Annotated in this window: 17 protein-coding genes and 2 pseudogenes; 9 read left to right on the forward strand and 10 right to left on the reverse strand. The window is 66.9% G+C overall.

Annotated elements, in window-relative coordinates:
* Window positions 1–28: 28 nt before the first annotated feature.
* Complete coding sequence (gene aroE, locus ACQY5K_RS07430; protein WP_428121566.1) at window positions 29–922, reverse strand: shikimate dehydrogenase; 894 nt, start codon at window positions 920–922, stop codon at window positions 29–31.
* 105 nt (window positions 923–1,027) lie between these two features.
* On the opposite strand from aroE, the gene ACQY5K_RS07435 reads away from it, so the two are divergent.
* Together ACQY5K_RS07435 and ACQY5K_RS07440 are read left to right on the forward strand one after the other, a co-directional pair.
* Window positions 1,028–1,237, forward strand: coding sequence for a CopG family transcriptional regulator (locus tag ACQY5K_RS07435; protein WP_428121568.1), 210 nt, complete (start codon window positions 1,028–1,030; stop codon window positions 1,235–1,237).
* A complete protein-coding gene (locus tag ACQY5K_RS07440; protein WP_428121570.1) occupies window positions 1,234–1,647 on the forward strand; it encodes a PIN domain-containing protein in 414 nt (137 codons plus the stop codon). Before ACQY5K_RS07435 ends, ACQY5K_RS07440 begins: the two co-directional genes overlap by 4 nt.
* Window positions 1,648–1,688: 41 nt before the next feature.
* On the opposite strand, the gene mltG is transcribed toward ACQY5K_RS07440, so the two are convergent.
* From mltG to ACQY5K_RS07460, 4 genes are all read right to left on the reverse strand, one after another.
* Window positions 1,689–2,960, reverse strand: coding sequence for an endolytic transglycosylase MltG (mltG, locus tag ACQY5K_RS07445; RefSeq protein ID WP_428121573.1), 1,272 nt, complete (start codon window positions 2,958–2,960; stop codon window positions 1,689–1,691).
* A 161-nt stretch (window positions 2,961–3,121) separates the two neighbouring features.
* Complete coding sequence (gene ruvX, locus ACQY5K_RS07450) at window positions 3,122–3,553, reverse strand: Holliday junction resolvase RuvX (RefSeq protein WP_428121575.1); 432 nt, start codon at window positions 3,551–3,553, stop codon at window positions 3,122–3,124.
* Between the two features lie 14 nt (window positions 3,554–3,567).
* Complete coding sequence (alaS, locus tag ACQY5K_RS07455) at window positions 3,568–6,210, reverse strand: alanine--tRNA ligase (RefSeq protein ID WP_428121577.1); 2,643 nt, start codon at window positions 6,208–6,210, stop codon at window positions 3,568–3,570.
* Window positions 6,129–8,027: a transposase gene (locus tag ACQY5K_RS07460; protein ID WP_428121579.1), complete on the reverse strand. Its 1,899-nt coding sequence runs from the start codon at window positions 8,025–8,027 to the stop codon at window positions 6,129–6,131. Before ACQY5K_RS07460 ends, alaS begins: the two co-directional genes overlap by 82 nt.
* A gap of 109 nt (window positions 8,028–8,136) precedes the next feature.
* Between ACQY5K_RS07460 and ACQY5K_RS07465 the strand changes: the two are divergent.
* Window positions 8,137–9,406: pseudogene (locus ACQY5K_RS07465) on the forward strand (IS256 family transposase).
* Window positions 9,407–9,652: 246 nt separating this feature from the next.
* On the opposite strand, the gene ACQY5K_RS07470 reads toward ACQY5K_RS07465, so the two are convergent.
* Complete coding sequence (locus ACQY5K_RS07470; RefSeq protein ID WP_428121581.1) at window positions 9,653–11,176, reverse strand: HNH endonuclease signature motif containing protein; 1,524 nt, start codon at window positions 11,174–11,176, stop codon at window positions 9,653–9,655.
* Between the two features lie 291 nt (window positions 11,177–11,467).
* Here ACQY5K_RS07470 and ACQY5K_RS07475 point away from each other — a divergent pair, with 291 nt between their 5' ends.
* The 3 genes from ACQY5K_RS07475 (at window position 11,468) to ACQY5K_RS07485 (ending at window position 13,858) form a co-directional block, all read left to right on the forward strand.
* Entirely contained in the window at window positions 11,468–12,607 is a 1,140-nt protein-coding gene (locus ACQY5K_RS07475) for a CaiB/BaiF CoA transferase family protein (protein ID WP_428121584.1), read from the forward strand.
* Between the two features lie 328 nt (window positions 12,608–12,935).
* Window positions 12,936–13,652 (forward strand): hypothetical protein, encoded by a 717-nt coding sequence (locus tag ACQY5K_RS07480; RefSeq protein WP_428121586.1) that lies wholly within the window; start codon window positions 12,936–12,938, stop codon window positions 13,650–13,652.
* On the forward strand, window positions 13,628–13,858 hold the full coding sequence (locus tag ACQY5K_RS07485; RefSeq protein ID WP_428121588.1) for a hypothetical protein: 231 nt from the start codon (window positions 13,628–13,630) through the stop codon (window positions 13,856–13,858). The genes ACQY5K_RS07480 and ACQY5K_RS07485 overlap by 25 nt, the downstream gene beginning before the upstream one ends.
* Before the next feature lie 18 nt (window positions 13,859–13,876).
* On the opposite strand, the gene ACQY5K_RS07490 is transcribed toward ACQY5K_RS07485, so the two are convergent.
* On the reverse strand, window positions 13,877–14,785 hold the full coding sequence (locus ACQY5K_RS07490; protein WP_428121590.1) for an IS982 family transposase: 909 nt from the start codon (window positions 14,783–14,785) through the stop codon (window positions 13,877–13,879).
* A gap of 180 nt (window positions 14,786–14,965) precedes the next feature.
* Here ACQY5K_RS07490 and ACQY5K_RS07495 point away from each other — a divergent pair, with 180 nt between their 5' ends.
* The gene (locus tag ACQY5K_RS07495; protein WP_419923509.1) at window positions 14,966–15,052 is read left to right on the forward strand and encodes a 50S ribosomal protein bL37; all 87 of its coding nucleotides are present in this window, start codon (window positions 14,966–14,968) and stop codon (window positions 15,050–15,052) included.
* Window positions 15,053–15,059: 7 nt separating this feature from the next.
* Here the strand turns inward: ACQY5K_RS07495 and ACQY5K_RS07500 are convergent, their stop codons facing one another.
* The 3 genes from ACQY5K_RS07500 to ACQY5K_RS07510 all read right to left on the reverse strand — a co-directional run bounded on the left by ACQY5K_RS07500 (window position 15,060) and on the right by ACQY5K_RS07510 (window position 18,667).
* Window positions 15,060–15,833, reverse strand: a complete 774-nt coding sequence (locus tag ACQY5K_RS07500; protein ID WP_428121593.1) for a DUF459 domain-containing protein — start codon at window positions 15,831–15,833, stop codon at window positions 15,060–15,062.
* A 176-nt stretch (window positions 15,834–16,009) separates the two neighbouring features.
* The gene (locus tag ACQY5K_RS07505) at window positions 16,010–17,146 is read right to left on the reverse strand and encodes a DUF459 domain-containing protein (protein WP_428121595.1); all 1,137 of its coding nucleotides are present in this window, start codon (window positions 17,144–17,146) and stop codon (window positions 16,010–16,012) included.
* Window positions 17,147–17,224: 78 nt separating this feature from the next.
* Complete coding sequence (locus ACQY5K_RS07510; protein WP_428121597.1) at window positions 17,225–18,667, reverse strand: MBOAT family O-acyltransferase; 1,443 nt, start codon at window positions 18,665–18,667, stop codon at window positions 17,225–17,227.
* Window positions 18,668–18,812: 145 nt separating this feature from the next.
* Here ACQY5K_RS07510 and ACQY5K_RS07515 point away from each other — a divergent pair, with 145 nt between their 5' ends.
* The gene (locus ACQY5K_RS07515; RefSeq protein WP_428121599.1) at window positions 18,813–20,543 is read left to right on the forward strand and encodes a phospho-sugar mutase; all 1,731 of its coding nucleotides are present in this window, start codon (window positions 18,813–18,815) and stop codon (window positions 20,541–20,543) included.
* A gap of 76 nt (window positions 20,544–20,619) precedes the next feature.
* A pseudogene (locus tag ACQY5K_RS07520) lies at window positions 20,620–20,739 on the forward strand (CoA transferase); the annotation flags it as partial.
* Between the last annotated feature and the right edge of the window lie 22 nt (window positions 20,740–20,761).

A 20,761-nucleotide genomic window follows, 5' to 3' on the forward strand; every position in this document is an offset into this window, starting at 1 on the left:
CTTGCCCCGATGAGTCGTGACCGGGGTTCTACCCGGCGAGCTGCAAGCCGACGGCGGACGCCATCACATCGACGGGTGCCTCGTGGCCGGTCCACATCCTGAACTGCTCGGCCGCTTGGAACAAGAGCATTCCGACACCGTTGAGCGTCGTGGCGCCCGCGGCTGTGGCGGCCTCAAGCAGTGGTGTCCGCTCGGGCTGGTAGATGAGATCGACGACAACCTGACCTTCGGTCAGCAAGGACGCCTCCAGCGGCAGCGGATCACCGGCGGACATCCCCAGCGACGTGGCATTCACAACCAGATCGGCCGATCCCGCAGCCGCCGCAGTTCCGACGACGACCGCGCCGCCGCCGCCCGCCGCTGATGTGCCGATTGCGGCGGCTCGCTCCGCAGCTGCAGGCGAGCGGTTCGCCACCGTCACCGAGGCGCCGCCGGCCGCGAGCGCCGCGATCACCGCGCGCCCGGCGCCTCCCGCCCCCAACACCAACGCGTCGAGGCCTGCTGGGGACATGCCCGCCTGCGCTTGCAGCGAATTGACGAAGCCGGCACCGTCGGTGTTCTCCCCGATCAGCCGGCCGCCGTCACGACACACGCAGTTGACGGCGCCGAGCAATGCAGCTGCAAACGACAGCTCGTCGCAGGCAGCAGCAACGTCATCCTTGTGGGGCATGGTGACCGACAGGCCCTCAATCCCCAGCACGCGCATCGCTGCCACCGCATCGGCGCCCTGTCCGGCGGGCACTCCAAACGCCGTGTAGACCCAATCCAGTCCGAGATGCTCGAACGCCGCATTGTGCAGCGCCGGGCTGAGTGAATGCTGCACGGGATCACCGATCACTCCGGCGACCTTCGTGCGCCCGCTAGGGCGCAGCATCAATTCGGTGCGCCCGCTAGGGCGCTGGTGCGCCTGTTCGTCGCTCATCTCCTCACTCTGCCCGACGCGACTCACCCGCAGAGACCCAATTCGACGCACACAGCCTTGTCGCTCTGGAACTCCTCGTTAGCTGGTGGTGGTACCATATATGGCATGCACAAGACCACTGTCTACCTCCCGGCATCCATCAAATCCGGCGTCGAACGCGAGGCGCGGCTGCGGTCGTGCTCAGAGGCTGAGGTGATCCGCCAAGCAGTCGCGGACGCAGTATCCCGGCCGCTGCCCCGTCCGGGGATCATTCCGGGCGACAGCGCATGGGCCGAGCAGACCGACGAACTGCTGCGGGGATTTGGCGAACGATGATCGTCGCCGACACCAGCGCTCTGATCGCGTTTTACAGCGAATCGGGACCTCAGCACGACGCAGTAGCCAGCTGGCTTGCCGAGCACAACGGAACCATGGTCGTGTCGCCGTATGTCGTGGCCGAGCTTGACTACCTCGTAGCAACACGCAAGGGCGTCGATGCCGAGCTGGCAGTGTTGACCGAGCTGGCGAGCGGTGCTTACGAACTCGCCGAGATTGGCCCTGCCGATGTCGCTGTGGCCGCCAGTGTGATAGAGCGCGACAGAGATCTGGGCATCGGCCTCATCGACGCCTCATTGGTGGTGCTCGCCGAGCGCTACCGGACAAACACCATTCTCACCCTGGACCGGCGTCACTTCGGCGCCCTTCGATCCCTCTCTGGCGAGCCGCTCCACATTGTCCCCACGTAGTTCGGCCGACTCTGATCTCGCTTCACTTTGCCCGGTCGGACTCACCCGCAGAGCCCCAATTCGACGCAGACGGCCTTGTCGCGCTGGAAGTCCTCGATCGTCTCGGAGAATGACAGCGTCCCGTCCGAGTCGGTCAGCACGAAGAACATCCATGGCCCCGGCTCCGGATTCAGCGCTGCTTCAAGCGACGCTCGGCCCGGCGCCGCGATCGGCGTGGGCGGCAGCCCGACGAACAGACGGGTGTTGTACGGCGAGTTGACCGCCAGCAGTTCGACAGTCAGCTCGCTGCTTCCGACGGCGTACACGACCGTGGCGTCGAGGCCGAGCGACCATCCCTGTTGCAAGCGATTGTAGATCACCCGGGCGACGGGGGCCAGATCCTCCGGTCGCTGGGCTTCGCGCTCGATCATGCTGGCCACAATCAGCGCTTCATACGGCGTCAGGCCGACCCTCTGCGGCGCGTCGCTGAACTCCAGTTCGTTGAGCACGGCATCGAGACGATCGACCATAAGCGCCACCAATTGCTCAGCGCTCGTGTCGCCGTCGACGAAGTAGGTGTCGGCGAAGAGCTGTCCCTCGGCAGGATCGATCACGCCGTCGGGCAGGTTGAGCGGCGCGGGAGCCACCAGCGAGAGCCGTCTCGACCGCGTTGCCTCGATGAATTCCTGTCCGCCGAAGGCGAGGTCTGGCGTCTCGTCGAGCAGTTCGGCCATTTGCGCCACCGTCAGCCCTTCGGGGATCGTGATGCGCCGCTGAAAGGCTTGTGCGACCCGTGAGGGTCCCGCTTCGAGCACCTCCATGGTCTCCCAGACTGACGAGTTGGCGCGGAATGTGTACTCGCCAGCTTGGAACGCGGGCCCTCCCTTGAGCCGCACGTACCACTCATAGGCCCGCGAGCTCTCGATGACGCCCTGGCCTGCGAGCAAGTCAGAGATGCTCGAGGTGCTCGAGCCCGGCGGCAGCGTCAACACAATCTCGTGGATGGGTTCGCCCGGAGGGTCCAGCTGGTGCTGAACCCATCGGTAGCCGCGGCTGCCCGCGGTCCACGCGACGAGACCCAGCAGCGCCAGGAACAACAGCGCGCCGAATGTGCCCGGGCCGCGGCGCTTGCTGACGACCTCGTAGTCGACGCCTCGGCGTCCGCCGGGCGGCTCTGGCGGGGGCACCGCAGTCTGGGGTTCTCCACCGTCGGCACGCGGAGCGGCCAGCGTCTTGCGTTCGGGTTCGATGGCCGGCCCCGCAGCGAGCCCAGGTTCTGCGGGCGGCGAGTCCGACGGCGCCTCGAGGCCGACGACACGCAGTGCGTTGCGCAACAGGCGGTCTGCGGCGGTCGGAAGGCGCAGTTTCGTCGCCGAGTCGGTTCCGCTGGTTGGCGGGCCGGACGCTGGGGAACCGGACGCTGGGGAGCCAGGCACTGGGGAACCGGGCACTGGGGAACCGGGCACTGGGGAACCGGGCACTGGGGAACCGTCGGTCACTGTCCGTCCAGCCAGGACTGCAGGATGACTGCCGCGGCGACCTTGTCGATGATCTTGCGTCGGGCTGGGCCCTTCACTCCCTGCGAAGCCAGCATCTGATCCGCAGTCACGGTGGTGAAGCGCTCGTCGTACATCTCGACGCGCACGCTCGCACCCAACGCGGCCGAGATCTCGCCAGCTTCAGTCCGAGCTGCGACGGCTGCTGGACCCTCGCTGCCATCCAGCGACATCGGGAGGCCGACGACGACCACCTCAGCACCCACGTCTGCGACCATACCGGCGAGCGCGCGGTGGTCTCGGGCGCGGTCGCCGCTGCGATTGAGCACCTCGTACGGCACCGCCACCGCCGCATCGGCAGGCGAGATGGCAATGCCGATCCGCTTGGTGCCGAGATCGACGCCGATCGCCCGCTTCGGGGGCCGCGGCATGATCCCCGCAGGCCTCAGGCGCCAAGCGCCGCGGCCCGGACCTGGTCCAGCGCTGCGCCGATGCCCTCAGGATCGCGGCCGCCCGCCATCACCAGCGGCGGGTCGCCCTTCGCGCCGAAGCCGCCACCGACGGTTCGAGCCGCATCTCGCAGAAGGTCGGCCGCGGACAGCGTCCCCGCAGGATCCACTGCCGCCACCAGCGCCACGCCACCCCCCGACGGCGCTGACGCCAGCACCACCGCCCGGATGCCGTCGTGGTCGCGCACTGAGACCGCCAGATCTCGCAGAGCATCACGCTCGAGATCGCCAAGATCTGCGATGACGACGCCATCGGTGGCTGCCTCGGCGAGCTCGGTGGCCCGACCCGACGCTAGGGCGCGCTGGAGGTCGCGAACCTGCCGACGAAGCTCCTTGGTCTCGTCAAGCCGCCTGCGCACCGCGCCGGCCAACTCGTCGGCGGGCGCGTTGACCAGCTCGGCCAGCCCGCCCAGCAGGTCCTCGACGTCCGCAAGACGCTCGACGGTCGCGAGACCGGACATTGCCTCGATGCGCCGCATATTCGAGCCGATGCTGGACTCGGAGACAATCCGCAGATGCCCGATGTCTCCCAGCGCCGCGACATGAGTGCCGCCGCACAGCTCCACTGAGTGCTCGCCGGCTTCCAGCACGCGCACAACGTCGCCGTACTTGTCGCCGAAGAAGGCGATGGCGCCGATGGACTGCGCGTCGTCCATCGAGGTCTCGTAGTGACGGCACCGGCCGTTGGCGATGATCTCGGCGTTGGCCAGTCGCTCGATCTCGCGCAATTGCTCGGGCGTGACCGCGTCGTAATGACTGAAATCGAAACGGAGCCGATCGGGAGCCACCAGCGAGCCTGCCTGCTTGACATGCTGGCCTAGCACTTCGCGCAGTGCCCAGTGAAGGATGTGGGTGCCCGTGTGGTTGCGCCGGATCGCTGCACGTCGCACATCGTCGATCTGAGCCTCCACCAGTGACCCAACCTCGACGCCGCCCCCTCGGACACGCCCGATGTGGCGGTGAAGGTCAGCAAGGGCGTAGGTGCAGTCGAGCACCTCGACGCTCCCGGCCGAACCGTTGATGGTGCCAACGTCGCCGATCTGCCCGCCGCTCTCGGCATAGAACGGAGTGCGATCCAAGTACACCTCGACGTACGCATAACCGTGTGCTTCATCGGCATCAGCGAGCAGAGCTGGCTCGATTGCGGCGGAGTCGATCTCGAAGGCCGCCAGTACCCGCGCCTCAGACACCGCCGACGCGTCACGGATAAATTCAGTCGGGCCGAACTGCGCCAAGATCTCGCGGTAGCGCTCGTCGGCGAAGGTTGGCCCGCCCGCTCGCCCGGCGCGTGCTCGCTGGCGCTGGGCCTCCATCTCTGCTGCGAAGCCGGCACCGTCGAGGCTGATGCCCCGCTCAGCGAGGATCTCTTCGGTGACCTCGACGGGGAAGCCGTGCGTGTCGTGCAACAGGAAGGCCACCGACCCATCGAGCACAGGACCGTCGGCGCCGCCTTCCAGCTTCGCAATGGCCTCGTCGAGAATCCGCTGACCTGCTGCGAGCGTCGTGCGGAAGCGCTCCTCCTCGCGGCCCACTACGTCGCTGATGAACTCCCGATTCGTGCGCAGGTCGGTGTAGTGATCGCCCATCACGTCGACGACAATGTCGGTCAGCCGTGGCATCACGACCTCCTCGACACCCAGCACCCACGCGTGCCGCACCGCACGGCGGATGATGCGGCGCAGGACGTAGCCCCGGTCTTCGTTGGACGGGAAGACGCCGTCGCTAATCAGCATTGCGGTAGCCCGCGCGTGGTCGGCGAAGATGCGCATCGAGACATCGGTCTCTGAGTCGGCGCCGTAGGACTTGCCGCAGATCCGCTCAGCCTCGGCCAGCAGCGGCGCGAACAGGTCGATGTCCCAGGCCGACGGAACGCCTTGCAGCACGGCGAGGATGCGTTCGAGGCCAGCGCCAGTGTCAATGCCGGGCGCATCGAGTGGGGTCAGCTCACCCGTGCCGTCGTTCGCGAATTGCATGAACACGAGGTTCCAGACCTCGATGAAGCGGTCCTCTCCGCCCAGTGCCGGTCCACCGTCACCGCCGTGCTCGGGTCCGAGGTCGTAGAAGATCTCGCTGCAGGGCCCGCACGGGCCGATGTCGCCCGCCGCCCACCAATTGTCTTTGTCGAGGCGCTGGATGCGCTCAGCGGGAATGCCGACCGAGTCACGCCAGATTTCGGCAGCTTCGTCGTCAGAGACGTGAACGGTGATCCACAGCTTCTCGGGTTCGAGGCCGAGCACCTCGGTCACGAATTCCCACGCCCACGGGACGGCCTCGGCCTTGAAGTAGTCGCCGAAGCTGAAATTACCCATCATCTCGAAGAAGGTGAAGTGCCGATTCGTCCGGCCGATGTCGTCGAGATCGTTGTGCTTGCCGCCCGCCCGCACACACTTCTGGATGGTGGTCATGCGGCGTGACGGAGGCACCTCTTCGCCCAGGAAATAGGGCATGAACGGCACCATGCCCGCCACCGTGAACAGCAGCGAGGGCTCGTGGGGAATCAGGCTCGCAGAGGCGCGCACCTCATGGCCTCGTTCGGCCCAGAACGAGCTGAACGCTCGACGGAGTTCCCCAGCGCGCATCCGGCAAGGATACTTGGCGCCCCTGTGAGGCTTTCGGGACAGGTGGCGGTTCTCGCTGCCGACCGCGGGAGCGCTAGGAGGGTGGTCGGCAATTGGGGTGTGGTGTGTGTTGTTTGTTGTGCGTGCGCGGTTGTCTGGTCGGTGGTTCGGGGTGGGTTGGGCGCGGGTGTTCTGCGTGATGATGCCCAGGCACATCGTCGGTCGGCCAGTGGGGCCCGGGGTCGCTGGTCGGGGCGGGTGTTCTGCCTGATGATGCCGAGGCGGCCGGCGCGGTCGAGGTTGAGGGCGGCGATGCGCAGGTCGAGCCACAGGTTGGCTTTGTCGAGGCCGCGCCAGGGGACGTTTTTGGTGCGGGACTTGATCTGGGCGATCTTGCGTTCGGCCTGGGATCGCAGTCGGTATCTGGCGAGGAATTCGGGTTCGTGGCGTTGTGCTCTTGCGGGGGCGAGGAGTTCTTCGTATGGGTTGATCTCGATGATGCGGCCGCCGTCGCGTGTGGTGCATCGCGCCTTGAGCTCGCATTGGGAGCAATCCGTTGCCGCGAACCGCACCTGGCGCCGTTTGGCGCCGCGCGGCGGCGGGATGGGTGCGGTGTTTGCCTGCGGGCAGGTGACCGTCGCTGCTTCGAGGTCGATGTCGAAGTCGGCTTTGGTGAGCATGCCTTCGCGGGCCGGGATCGGCGCGGCGGCGGCGACGAGGTCGATGCCTCGGTCGGCCATCGCTCGGCGGGTGGGCCCGGATCCGTAGTGGGTGTCGGCGATGATCTCCGCGACCGGGACCGGGTCGGCGTCGATGAGGTCACCGATCACAGCGGCGTCGTGGACGGTCGCGAGCGTCGCGGTCGCTGAGCAGATCAGGTCCGAGTCCACATCCGCAGAGACGTGCAGCTTGTATCCGTCGTAGCGGTCGGTGCGCGAACGGTGCCCGTGCCGAGCGTCGGGATCGACTGTGGAGACGACCCGGCCCGGGGCCACCCTTTGAGCTATCCGTGCCGTTTCGGCTCCGTCGTCGGCGGCGGCGATCTCGATGTCCTGGCCCGCCACGACCCTCAACATCTCGACCGCTGCTCCCAGGCCGGGATCGTCGAAACGGGCGCAGAACCCGATGACGGTCTCGGCGTCGCCGAACAGCTCCGCGACCAAAGCAGCCCGCGCCCGGGGGTCTGCCCACATGACCTGCGGCTTGCCTTGCCGCCCGTAGTCGTCGCGCGACAACAGCCCGGCCAGCTGCGCCCCGGCATCGGCGTCGAGCGCTGCCAGCGCCCCGACGCACCTGCGGACCCCGGACCTGATCAGCGTGATCGTGTCCTGGGTCAGCACCGAGTCCGCCACACCGGTCGAGTCCATCGTGCGTCGATGGCCGATCACCCCGGCGCGCTTGGCCGCGATCTTGACACGATCCCCCAAAAAGCTCTCCATCCCGGCGCGCACCAGACGCGCCCGGAACTCCACCAGCACCACATGCGCGATCCCGCGATGCTCCAACGGCAGACCCAGCGCCGCTTTCCACGACATGTCGAACCGCGAACGCCGCTCCGCCTCACGGTCCGACACCCCATAGAACAACCCCAACAACAACAACGCCGCAACCACCGACGGCGGATGCGACCGCCGACCACGGCCCGACGCATACAACGCATCAAAATCGGCATCACAGAACAACTCGCCCCGAGCCTGCCCCAACGTCGCCAAAAAACCCTCAGAGTCGAGCAGGCCGCCCACCATCACCCCGACATCGAAAATCGAACCCTGACCATCAGCCGAACCGCGCACCCCACCATCATCCGCGATCACGCCCCCCAACACCAGGACCCACACCCAGACTTTCCGACGGGCCTGTCAGAAAGTTTGTGTATCGGGCGTGATCTGAGGGTCCGCAGCTGAGGGCTGTGGGCTGGGAAGGATCATGTCTGTGACTGATCATGACATGCCGGCTGTGCCGGCGAGCGAAGCTGCCGGCGAGGCAGCGATGGCCGACTGGGCCGAGCGGCTGGTGGCCCAGGCACGCGCCGAGGGCGTGGAGCTGACCGGCGACGGCGGCTTGTTGACCGGGCTGGTGCGCCGGGTGCCCCCGGACCGGTCTCGAGGTCGAGATGACTGAGCATCTGGGCTATGAGCGTCATGCGGTCGAGGGCCGCGGGACCCCGAACTCTCGTAATGGGTCGACCCCCAAGCGGGTGACCACCGAGATCGGCGAGGTCGATCTGCGGGTGCCTCGTGACCGTGCGGGGTCCTTCTGCCCGGTGACGGTGCCCAAGCATCGGCGCCGTCTCGACGGGCTGTCGGGCAATGTGATCTCGCTGTACGCGAAGGGGCTCACCACCGGAGAGATCGGGGCGCATCTTGAAGAGATCTATGACACCTCGGTGAGCCGGGAGACGATCCCGGTAGATCACCGACGGGATCGTCGCGGACATGGCGGTGTGGCAGAACCGGCCCCTCGACGCGGTCTACGCGGTGCTTTTGATCGACGCGATCGTGATCAAGGTCCGCGACTCCCAGGTCGCCAACCGGCCCGTGTATGTCGCCATCGGCGTGGATCTTCAAGGCGAACGCGACGTGCTGGGCCTGTGGCTGGGCCCCGCCGGCGGCGAGGGCGCCAAACAATGCGCGACGATGCTCACCGAGCTGCGCAACCGGGGTCTCGCCGACGCGCTGATCGTGTGCTGCGACGGACTCAAAGGACTGCCTTCCTCGATCCGGGCGACCTGGCCCGACGCGACGGTGCCCACCTGCGCGGTGCACATGGCGCCAACAGCCTGCGCTACGCATCCACCAAGCACTGGGGGCCCATCACCAAGGCCATGCGCGACATCTACACGTCTTCCACCGTCGAGGCCGCCGAGGCACGCTTCGAGGCCTTCGCCGGCGACTGGGAAGGCACCTACCCCGCCATGATCGGCTCCTGGCGCCAGGCCTGGGACGAGTTCGCCCCGTTCCTGGAGTTCCCGCCCGAGCTGCGCCGCGTCGTCTGCACCACCAACGCCGTCGAGAGCCTCAACGCCCGCTTCCGCAGGGCAGTGCGCCACCGAGGACACTCCCCCAACGAACAAACAGCAACGAAGACCCTCTACCTTGTCGCCACCGCCAAACCCAAGAACCGAACCAACCTGACCGCAAAGACCAACGGCTGGACAACCATCCTGAACACACTGACCGTCCACTACGGCGACCGCATCGCCGACCACATCCGATGAACACCATCACGGCCGGTTACACAAAAATTCCGACAGTCCCAAGGGTCTGTCGGGTGCTGGGCGCTGGGTGTGTTGTTGGGGTGGTTGGGGTGGTGGTCGGTGCCGGTGGGGTTGGAGGTGCTGGTGAGCCCGGTGGACCCTCCGCAGCAAAGTCAGACACAAAGCACTGTGTCGCCGGCATCGCAGACGCCGAGGCCGACGCCAACGGTGGCGTTGGTGGTGGTGTCGCCGGCCGCGGGGGTGGGATCACGGTGGTCCGGTCGCTGTTGTGTGGCTGGTTTGGCCGGTGGTGTGGGTGCGTGGTGTGGTGGTCCATCTGCCGGGGCCGGGGCGTCGCTCAAGTCGTTCGTTGTTGTTGTGGAGCTTGTTGTGGCAGTCGCCGCACAGGGCTGCGAGATTCGGGGTGTCGGTGTTGCCGTTGTCGGCTTTCCATTCGTCGATGTGGTGGTCATCGCAGCGGTGCATCGGGGCACGGCACAAAACGCAGCCGCGGTCGCGTATTGCGATGGCGAGTTGTTGGGCGACGCTGGCGTGTCGGCGGCTGCGTCCGAGCCACAGGATCTCTCCGTCGGTGTCGAACAGTGCGCCGCTGATGCGGGTGTCCGGTGACAGATCATCGAGGATTGACGGCGGAACCGGTCCGGCGCCGAGCAGTTCGCAGAGCCCGTGGGGTTTGGTGCCGTCGATGACGCCGGTCTCGGCGATGATCACGACCTGGTTGGGTGCTTGCGCGGCCCGCCAGCGATCGATCGAGCGGTCCGCCGGGCTCTCAGAGGCAGCATCGCCGCCCGCATCGCCGTCTCGGCTGTGCCTGGCATCGCTGCGCCCGCCGTGCCTGTCATCGCTGCGCCCGCGGTGTTCGTCGTCGGTTTGTGGGCGAGGCCCGCGGTTGGGGGGGTGTGCGGCGGGGCGACCGATGGTGGCCAGGGCGTTGCGGTCGGTGACCATCTCGAAGAGGCTGCCGGCGAGGCGCTGGCGGTTGTCGCGGATCTGGTTTGGTGTTGCGTCGCGTCCGCCGTCGAGACGCCACAGGGCGTCGTTGTAGTTCTCGAGTGCCTGGCGCACCAACGCGAAGCTGACCGGGTCGAACTCGGCGTGCAGCACGCCCATCCCGGTGGACTCATCGACAAACAACGAAGCGCACCGTTCGCGGCGCTGACGGCCCAGCTCGCACTCCACAGCGCCAGGGTCGTGGCGGGCCGCGAACTTCTTGGCCTGGTCGCGCAGCGTCTCAGGCGAGACCTGAGCAGCGGCTTCGAGCAGGCCGGCAGCGGAATCGACCGCGTCAGGGCTCGTGCGCCGCGCAGCGTCGGCAAGCACAGCCGCGTGCTCGACGTTCAACTCGCCGACTGCGAGGCCCCGCGCAACATTCGGCATCTGTGCGACCTGCTCGCCGACCTCGGCGGTGCGCCTGGCGTCGCGCTTGCTCACACGCGCCCGCTCACGCAACGCCGAACGGCCCGAACCCGCACGCGCGGCTTCGAGTGCGGCGGTCGCTGCGAGCAGCACAGCGTCTGTTGCTGACCGCAACCGTGCCGCGACGGCGACGACATCGTCGAGGGTTTCGCAGCCGGTGTCGCCCAGCGGCACCCGCGACGCCCGAGTGACCACGTCACGCGCCCCGCGCAGCACCGACAACACACCCTCCACCGAAAACGACACCGGCCCAACCGGCAACACCGGATCGACCCGAAGCGATGTCGGCTCGGCCCGAAGCGACACCCGCTCAGCCGGCGACAACAGCGCAGGCGCCACGGAGCCAGTCGGCATTCCCGCCGCCGAATCGCTGCGAACATCTCAGCGCTTCATGACAAAGACTGTAAAACAGGGATGTCATACAAAAGCCTCGCAACGACCCCCCAACGACATCACCACACCCGGATCAACCCACAACGACATCACCGCACCCAAACCGACACCAGCACCACCCCGAACACCGCACACCACACACCGCAACGCAACCCACGCCTCTCACCCCCGGGCGGCGTCTCGTGCGGCGTGCCAGACTTCGAGAGCACGACTTCGACAGCTTCAGCCGCTTTGGCCGACGGGGAGGAACCGATGGGACCGCTGCAGGGAATCAAGGTGATCGAGCTGGCCGGCATCGGTCCAGGCCCCTTCTGCGCCATGCTGCTCGCCGACCTCGGCGCTGACGTGGTGCGGGTCGACCGCATGGCGCCTGCCGATCTGGGCATCGACCGGGGCCGTAAGTACAACGTTCTCAACCGTGGCCGGCGCTCGGTCGCGGTCGACCTGAAGTCACCGGACGGTGTCGAGACCGTGCTGAAGCTGGTCGAACAGGCCGATGCGCTGATCGAGGGCTTTCGCCCCGGCGTCACCGAGCGGCTCGGACTGGGCCCCGACGAGTGCTTCGCCCGCAATCCGAAGCTGGTGTACGGACGCATGACCGGCTGGGGCCAGGAAGGCCCGATGTCGCATGCCGCAGGCCACGACATCAACTACATCGCGCTCACCGGCGCGCTGCACGCGATCGGCCCGAGCCATGCGCCCAGCCCGCCGCTGAATCTTGTCGGCGACTTCGGCGGCGGCGGCATGTACCTGGCGTTCGGCATCGCAGCCGCATTGCTCGAAGCGCGCACCTCGGGCGAGGGCCAGGTTGTGGACGCCGCCATGACCGAAGGCGCTGCATCGCTGATGGCTGCGATCTACGGCATCTACGGATCGGGCGGCTGGGCGAACGAGCGCGAGTCCAACTTCCTCGACGGCGGGGCGTACTACTACGGCGTGTACGAGACCTCCGAGGGCAAGTTCGTCTCGGTCGGGTCGATCGAGGGCAAGTTCCACGACGAACTGCTCGCCAAGACCGGCCTGGCCGACGCTCCCACCGTGGACCGCAACGACCGGGATGCGTGGGTTGACAAGCGTGCCCGGCTGGCAGAGGTGTTCAGGACCAAGACCCGCGACGAGTGGGACGCCATCATGGCCGGCTCGGACGTCTGCTACGCCCCGGTCTTGGATCTCGAGGAAGCACCGTTGCACCCGCACAACGTGGCCCGCGGCAGCTTCGTAGAGGTAGAAGGCGTGATGCAGCCCGCGCCTGCACCCCGATTCAGCCGTACCCCTGGCACGGTCGCTCGGCCGCCGGCGTCACCGGGCGAGAACACCGACGAGGTGCTCGCCGACTGGGGCTTCGACGCAGACGACATCGCGAAGCTGCACGAGGTCGGCGCGGTCGGCTGAGCCCACATTCAGCAGATATAACTTCTCGCATGGCTGATTGAAGAGTTCTCATATACTCTTCAATCGGTAGGGCTGCGCTTTTTGATCGGCGCGGCCTTGGGCGCAGCGTGATGCGGCGCCCGGCTGAGTTCTGGCAGCAAATTGGGGTCCCGGAGATGCGCATTCGTACGGTCTCGTTGTTACTTGCCGTATCGGTGGCGGCGGCAGTGCTCGTCTACCCCCCCCCCCCCCCCCCGCTGAAGCGCAGCGGACGCCCGCAGCCAACCTGACCGGTCTGGAAGCGGCCGACAACGACTTCTCCGCTGGCATCTGGTCTAACGGCATCACGATGTGGGTCGCCAGCGAGGCTGCCGAGAGCATCCACGACCCTGCTGACGACAGGATCTACGCCTATCGGCTGCCATTGCTGAGCAACACCAGCTTTCGGTTCGATGTCAGCGGCAAGGAGTATTCGGACGGTGTTCCGACGTCGGCGAGGACCGCCCTCAGCGACACGAGCACTTCGGTGGGCAGCGAGGATCACATTTTGCAGCGGGTCGAGCTGGAGCCCAACCTGTCGCATGTGACCGTCTCGGTCGAGCCTGACCACTATGGGACCCAGGTGTCGGTGAGTGCCGTTGACGCCGATTTGGTCGCGTCCGGTCGTCAGGTCGCGTTGGAGGGGCCGCTGTCGGCTGCCGGTGACGTGACCGTGACGGCGACTGCGCAGGACGGCACCACTCGCACGGTGTACATGCTGTTGTCGAGCTTGCAGTGCCATGACGGGCTCGGCTTCGGCCGGGTGACGATCGACGGTGATGCGTGCGCGATCTTGGACAGCATCATCGTGAAGGTCGCTTCCAACTGCCGTGTGTTCGGTGACGTCAACTGTGATGTCGATAACGCGGCCCAGCAGGTGGCGGCGAGGCGGACGCTGACCTGGCCGGGGAGCTGCGCAGGTTCCCCGACAGCCATGACGGCTCGGCTGCGTTCACCGGTGAGCTGCATTTCAGCGAGAACGTGTGAATCGGCTTCGCGGCCGTGCGCGACGACGTGCTCGAGGTGACAGGCGGCGAGGTGACCAAGGTGCGGCGACTGCACCCCGGCAGCGACGACCGCAACCGCCGCTGGGAACTCACCATCGCCCCCGACGGCGACAACACCGTGCAGATCACACTGCCCACCGACTGCGAAACAACCGGCGCGATCTGCGCCACCGACGGCAGGACCCTCAACAGCCCGGTCACCCTCACCATCCCAGGACCCGCCTAGATGATTAGTTCCAAGGGGTCAGTGGTCGTAGGCGGTGAGTGAGCGTGCTGGTCGGCTGTGTCGGTGGGTCTCGTTGTGCCAGATGGCGGTGGTGAGGGCGAGGAGCCGTGTGAGGATGCGCACGGCGACGCCGGAGCGGGTGCGGCCTTTGTGGCGTTCGAGGCTGAGCTGGCCTTTGAGGGTCTGGTTGATCGATTCGATGATCTGGCGCAAGGGCCGCAGGAACCTTGCGCCGGGCCGTGGGGCCTCGGATCGGGTGGCGGGGCGGAGCAGGGTGATGCCGGTTTGGTTGAGCTGACGTTCGAACGCGGCGCGTCTGTAGCCCTTGTCGGCGATGAGTGTCTGGCCGGGCCGGGCGATCCCGGCCGCGGCGATCATGTCCGCGCAGACTTCGCGTTCGTCGGCTTTCGCGCCGGCGAGAGCGAACGCGATCGGCAGCCCCGCCGGCGTGGCCACAAGGTGCAGCCGCAGACCCCAGAAGTACCGCGAATGCGACGCGCACCAGCCGTATTGGGCCCATCGGGCGAGGTCAGAGCGCTTTTGGGTCTCGCGGCTGGTGCCGCACTCGACCGGGGTGGAGTCGACCAGCCACACGTCGTCGTGCCACGACTCGCACTCGCGTGCGAGGCATCCCATGACACGAGCGATCATCTCGGCGCTGCGCCGCAGCCGCTTGTTGTAGCCGTCGCGGTTGGGCAGGTACGCGAACCACGGCCCCAGATGCGCTTTCGCGTAGCGCACGAACTGCGACTCGTTGTCATAGCCCAGCAGCGCCGAGATCACCGCCAGGGTGATCAGCTCCGCGTCCGACAGCTTCGGGGCGAACCCCACCGCAGGCCGCTGCGGCACCCAATGAGGGTTCTGCGCCAACAGGTCATCGATCCGCACATACAGTGCGGTCGCAAGGGTGTCCAAGTCCGGGTTCATGCTCCGGTCCTGCGAGATCGAGGTGTTGTTTCACACCCCGAGCTTGGACACCCTCACCCCACAACCGGTGGACCCGACCCCTTGGAACTAATCATCTAGACCAACCGAACCCACACACACCATCCGCCGCGCCAGCGCCGGAGCCTGATGCCGGGGCGGCGTCGATAGCCTGATATGCCTATGTCGAAGCGCACCAACAAGCGAAAGCTCCGGGCGCGCCGCAACAAGGCCAACCACGGCAAGCGGCCCAACTGCGGCCGCGGCTAGTCACGCGTCAGCCGCTGCGGCGCTCGATCTCAGCGAGGATCGGCTCCGTCAGCACGACTCCGCCGTAGTAGGTGTAGTGAATGCCGTCCTGGGTGCGGACGTTGCGCTGCCCGGGGCCGAGGCGTTGTGCATAGGCGCCATCTACCCCCACTGCGTCGAACGAATCCATGAAGATCGCGCCGTCGACATCGGCGACGGCCGCTGCCGCGAGCGGGTTGACGACACCGGGCAACGGCGCAAAATGCCGCGGCTGCAACGGCGGCAAGCCGACCCAGATCACGAGCCGGCCAGGCCGGGCGGCGGCGGCAACGAGATCGCGGACCCGCGTACGGTAGCGCTCGGTCCATTCGTCCTCGCCGAAACGCGCTTCCAGCCCGCGGAATCTCTGCTTGTCGTTGGCGCCCATCGCCAGGACGATGACGTCGTAGGGACCTTCGGCCACATCACTGGCCATGTAGTCGATCCAGTCGAAGAACCATTCGGTGACGACGCCCGTGGACGTGATGATGTCCTCAGTGAACCTGAAATCTGGTTCGTCGGCGATGAGCTGACGGAATCCGTACACCGGACCGCCCGACATCGAATCGCCTCCGGCCCACACCCGCAGCGGACGTTCCGCTGTCGCCGCGGGCAAGAGCGATCGGCGGTCGTCGCGGGCGAACCAGTAGTACGTGGGCTCGGTGCCCAGCTGGGACTCTGCGAGCGGATCGGGCCAGCGCAGCACCGGGTCGGCCCATGGATCGTCGGTGTAACGCGGGGGCGGCTCGGAGACTGTCGACACTTGCTCGACAGTCTCTGACGTCTCGTCGCCGGCTTGCGCCGCAACTGGTCCGTGTGGCAACGAGGTCGCGACCATGCACACAGCCGCCCCTGCTGCCCACAGCGATCGCTTTGTGTGGCCTGACGCCCGTGTGAGTCGAGATGGCCGGCGTCGCACAAGTGGCCCAGGGCCTGCGATCACGAAGGCCCACCAGAGTCGAGGTCGACGAACAGGCCGAGTTCATCCAACAGCACTTCTGACAGCCAGCGGCCGCCGATGGTGCTGAGGTGCACACCGTCAGTCAGGCGCACGTCGGTTCTTTGGCCGTCCTGGCCGATCACGTAGCGGCTGAAGCCGCCGTCGGGTCCACGGAACAGGTCGCGGATGTCGACGTAGTGCACTTGGGGGCGTTCTGCGGCCTCGGCGGCATAGATCGCGTTGATCTGGTGCATCTTGTCGTCGTAGTTGGGATCGCGCATGATCGGCTGACCGACCCAGATCAGGACCCGCTGCGGATCGGTCGCGACGAGGTTCATCACGTGGCCGACGCGTGTGGAATATTCCTGCACCCACGCCTCGGAGAATGGCCGGGCGATCTGGCCGTCCACCACCAGCGCCTGCGCGTCATTGCCGCCGAACATGAGGACGACCGCGTCGGGGTCGTCGGCGACCATGACCTCGATGATGCGTTCGGGCCAGTCGTAGAAGTCCGGGCGCGTCAGCCCGCTTGAGAGCACATTCTCGGTTTCGGCCTCGATGACCCCGGTCGCCTCGGCCAAGCCGACCATTGTGTCGCCGAAGAACTGGACCATCGAATCGCCCATGACACGCAATTTCAGGGGCTCCGCAGGGGTCGGAAACCACGGAATCGTGGTGGCAGGCACGCTGGCCGCCGGGGCGTCTTGTGCCGATGGCGTCGCCCCGACGACCGTCGGATCGACGGATGCGTCCGCGGTGCTTCCGCCCTGCGACTGCGGGTCCGGAACCGACGCAACATCGGGGGTGCTCTGCGTCTCGGTCTCACCGATGACGGAGGTCTCGGCCACAACGACGCCGCCTGACGCCGTCGGGGTCTCGGGGACCTGAAGCGCCTCGCCGACTGACGCACCCGGGTCCGGCTTCGACCGGCCCAGTGCCTCGTCGGCCCACAGCCGCGGCAGATGCAGCCCAACAGCGCTCGAAACGTCCTCGATGGGTTCCCACACTGCCACGGACGTGTCGCGTTCCCATCCGAAGGGCTTCTGCTGCGCTTCTCGCAGAAGCTGCTGCGCATTGAGCACCACCGCCAGCACGAGACCGAGCGCCCCCGCTGCGAGGACGCGTCCAGCTGCCACACCGTTTCGACGGTCGGTTGCCGACAGAGCCGGGCCGGAACGCTCTCCGGATGGTGATTGCAAGATCGTCATGACCAATCAGAACTGGAAGTAGATGAACGGGGCCACACCTGAGGGGCCGAGGACGTCGATGGCAACCAGCGCGAGACCCACGGCGGCACCCTGAGCCAGCCAGCTCAGGTCGGCAAATCCCTCGCGAATCTGGTCGGCCCATGCCTGCGGCATGAACTGGAACGCAAGAGCGCCGAAGGTGACGGCAATCACCAGCGGAGTCGCGGTCCCCGCGTAGTTGTCGAAGTTGGCGATTGCACCGAGCATCTCAACAGAAGCCGACAGCGACTCAGACCGGAAGAAGACCCACGCCAGGCACACAACGTGGAACGTGACCAGCCACCGCACGGCTTCGCCGATGCCGACGGGGAGGATCGGGCCCAAGCCGTGCCGCTCGCGTCGCTCGCGGACCAGCCGCTCAACCGCCAGCACGACGCCGTGGATGCCGCCCCAGATGACGAAGTTCCACGTGCTGCCGTGCCACAGACCGCCCAACAGCATCACCAGCATCAGGTTCCGGTACGTGGCGACACGACTGCCTCGATTGCCGCCAAGCGGCACGTAGAGGTAGTCGCGCAGCCAGCGTGAGAGCGTCATGTGCCAGCGTCGCCAGAAGTCCTGCAGCGTCAGCGCCCGGTACGGCGCGCTGAAGTTTTGGGGGAAGCGGAAGCCGAGCAGCAGCGCGACGCCAATGGCGATGTCGGTGTATCCCGAGAAATCGGCATAGATCTGGACTGCGTACGCATACACAGCCAGCACCACCTCGGGGCCGCTGTGCCCTCCCGGGTCGGCAAAGACACCGTCCACGATCTCGCTGGCGAGGAAGCTCGAGATGACGACCTTCTTGAACAGGCCATTCAGGATCAGCCCGAACGCCTCGGCGGCGGGGACGTAACGCGGATCAGGTCGTGCGGCCAGTTGCGGCGCCATCTCCGACGCCCGCACGATGGGCCCAGCCACCAGCTGGGGGAAGAATGAGAGGTACACCGCGAAGTCCATCGGCGCCATCTCGCGGACGTTTCGGCGACCGACGTCGATGATGTAGCTCATCGCCTGGAACGTGTAGAACGAGATGCCGACCGGCAGCGTGTACTCAAGGATCGGCAAGGTGCCCGAGATGCCCACGCTCTCAAGCAGGTTCGAGAGCTCGACGGCGAAGAAATCCCAGTACTTGAAGACGCCGAGAATGCCCAGATTGGCAACGACTCCGATGCGAACCCACCAGCGCGCAGTTCGTGCGTCGTCACGACCGGTTCCCTGCAGGTTCGCCGCCGTGAAATGCCCGACCACCCAGTTGATGACGATGGTGGCGGCCAGAAGGAGCACGAAGCGCCAGCTCCACCAGCCGTAGAAGAAGATGCTGAAACCGAGCATCAATGGCTTCCACAGCGTGGGGTGCGGCCGCGTCAGCCAGTTCACGACGAAGACGACGACGAAGAACGCGCCGAAGGCAAACGTCGGAAACAGCATGACTACAGCGAAACTACTGGGGTCGGCTTTGCCACGATGTGCATCTGTGATCTACGACTCTCGCCTCCGTCGGGCCACCGCCCGGTATGAACGGGCTCGATTCGTCGACGAGCGCGCAGTCGCCTCGATTCGTCGGTGACTGGCGATGACCGTCGAGATGAGGCCAACGCAATTGCTGGAGGTCTGGCTCGCCGCCGACCCTGATCCGTGGACGCGCCGCGCCATCGAGGACGGACGCGGTCACCCCGCTTGGGTGCATGAGCATTTCAGCAACGTGCTGCGCTTCGGCACGGCGGGGCTTCGAGGCGCGACCGGACCGGGGCCGAATCGCATGAACCGCGTCATGGCTCGGCTGGTCGCACGGGCCGTCGGGGCCGAACTCATCTCTGCGGGACTGGCCTCGCGAGGTGCCGTCGTCGGCTTCGATGCACGGCCCGGCTCCCAGGACATGGCCGTCGATGCCGCTCGCCTTCTGGCCGGCACGGGCATCCCAACGGCGATCATCGATGGCGCTGCACCGACGCCGCTGCTCGCCCGGCAGTTGCTTGCCCGCTCCGCGGGCGCCGCACTCATGGTCACCGCCAGCCACAACCCTCGCGGCGACAACGGACTCAAGGCGTACTGGGCCGACGGCACCCAGATCCGACCGCCGCTGGACCGGCTCATCGAAGCTCGCATGGATCTGACGTCGCTCCCTGACGATGGCGATCTCGCTGTGCGACATGAGGTCGAGAGTCTCGACGTGCGATCGGTGATCGCCGAATACGTCGGCGCGACCATCCGCCCACCGACCTTCGACTCGTCGAGCGAGCCGGCCGATCCCCCACCCGACATCGCGCAGGTCGTCTACACGGCGCTCTGCGGCGTCGGCTCGCAGACACTTGGCCACGCGTTCGCGGTCGCGGGCTTGCCACCGCCGCTGTACGTGGAGCACCAGCGACACCCCGACGGTTCGTTCCCGGGACTGCCGTACCCGAATCCCGAGGAGCCGGGCACGCTCGATGACGCGCTGGCACTGGCCGACGAGCAGGGGGCCGATCTCGTGCTCGCCAACGATCCCGACGCGGACCGGCTCGCAGTCGCCGTGCGCGACCGGCGCGGCAAGTGGTACCGGCTGAGCGGGGACGAACTGGGCGTGCTGCTGTGCGACTGGCTGATCGGTCTGGCGAGCGACGAGAGCCAAACGCGACCGCTCATCTCGGCCTCTTCGGTCGTCTCAGGACGGATGGCGGAAGCACTCTGCATCGCTCGGGGCGTCGAACACCACCGAACCCTGACCGGCTTCAAGTGGATCATGGAGCCTCGCCTGGCGCATCCCGACGCCCGCTGGGTGTTCGGCTACGAAGAGGCGCTGGGCTACTCGGTCACCGACGCCGTGCTGGACAAGGACGGCATCTCAGCCGCCGTGGAATTCGTGCGGTTGGCCGGCGCATTGGCTGCTCACGGCATCGGGCCGCTCGAACGGCTCGATGAGCTCGTAGCCGAAGTCGGCCTCCACGTCACTGCTGCAGCCTCGGTGCGCGCGAGCCCCGAAGCAATCTCCTCCGCGATGGCGCAGTTGCGGTCTCATCCGCCGCGCACGATCGCGGGCCGCGCCGTGACGAACGTCGTGGACTGGCTCGACCCCAGCAAACCCCACCCTGCTGACCTCGTCGAAGTGGAGCTGGCGCTCGCCACGGCCAACGGCGGTGGCCATGACCCAGAGGCCCAGGTCCGCATCTGCATCCGGCCAAGCGGCACCGAGCCCAAGGCGAAGATCTACCTCGAAGCCGTGATCCCGACCCCCGGCGACATCCGCACCGACCGCCGTCATCTGGAAGCGCTGCTCGACGCCGTCGCCGCCGAGATGTCGGCCTCTCTGTTCGCTGTCGGATAGGTCGGCACGAGCGCACGTGCAATCCCGCTCCATACATTTGACTGGCGATGACCTCAGACATCGACCGGTCGGATTCATGACGCGACCGGCACCGCTTGACGGGATCCGGGTGATCGACCTGACCCAGGTGCTCGCCGGTCCCTACTGCACCTACCAGCTGGCTTTGCTCGGGGCTGAAGTCCTCGCAATGCGGCAAGGGCTTTAAGTCTTGGGGTCAC

It is taken from the genome of Candidatus Poriferisodalis sp., from assembly GCF_965262965.1.
Lineage (GTDB): Bacteria > Actinomycetota > Acidimicrobiia > Acidimicrobiales > Poriferisodalaceae > Poriferisodalis.

What these genes read in the sequence shown, in the direction of transcription:
- aroE (WP_428121566.1), bottom strand. Translation starts at nt 922, where the DNA reads ATGAGCGACGAACAGGCGCACCAGCGCCCTAGCGGGCGCACCGAATTG.
- ACQY5K_RS07435 (WP_428121568.1), top strand. Translation starts at nt 1,028, where the DNA reads ATGCACAAGACCACTGTCTACCTCCCGGCATCCATCAAATCCGGCGTC.
- ACQY5K_RS07440 (WP_428121570.1), top strand. Translation starts at nt 1,234, where the DNA reads ATGATCGTCGCCGACACCAGCGCTCTGATCGCGTTTTACAGCGAATCG.
- ruvX (WP_428121575.1), bottom strand. Translation starts at nt 3,553, where the DNA reads ATGCCGCGGCCCCCGAAGCGGGCGATCGGCGTCGATCTCGGCACCAAG.
- alaS (WP_428121577.1), bottom strand. Translation starts at nt 6,210, where the DNA reads ATGCGCGCTGGGGAACTCCGTCGAGCGTTCAGCTCGTTCTGGGCCGAA.
- ACQY5K_RS07470 (WP_428121581.1), bottom strand. Translation starts at nt 11,176, where the DNA reads ATGCCGACTGGCTCCGTGGCGCCTGCGCTGTTGTCGCCGGCTGAGCGG.
- ACQY5K_RS07475 (WP_428121584.1), top strand. Translation starts at nt 11,468, where the DNA reads ATGGGACCGCTGCAGGGAATCAAGGTGATCGAGCTGGCCGGCATCGGT.
- ACQY5K_RS07480 (WP_428121586.1), top strand. Translation starts at nt 12,936, where the DNA reads ATGTGGGTCGCCAGCGAGGCTGCCGAGAGCATCCACGACCCTGCTGAC.
- ACQY5K_RS07490 (WP_428121590.1), bottom strand. Translation starts at nt 14,785, where the DNA reads ATGAACCCGGACTTGGACACCCTTGCGACCGCACTGTATGTGCGGATC.
- ACQY5K_RS07495 (WP_419923509.1), top strand. Translation starts at nt 14,966, where the DNA reads ATGTCGAAGCGCACCAACAAGCGAAAGCTCCGGGCGCGCCGCAACAAG.
- ACQY5K_RS07510 (WP_428121597.1), bottom strand. Translation starts at nt 18,667, where the DNA reads ATGCTGTTTCCGACGTTTGCCTTCGGCGCGTTCTTCGTCGTCGTCTTC.
- ACQY5K_RS07515 (WP_428121599.1), top strand. Translation starts at nt 18,813, where the DNA reads ATGACCGTCGAGATGAGGCCAACGCAATTGCTGGAGGTCTGGCTCGCC.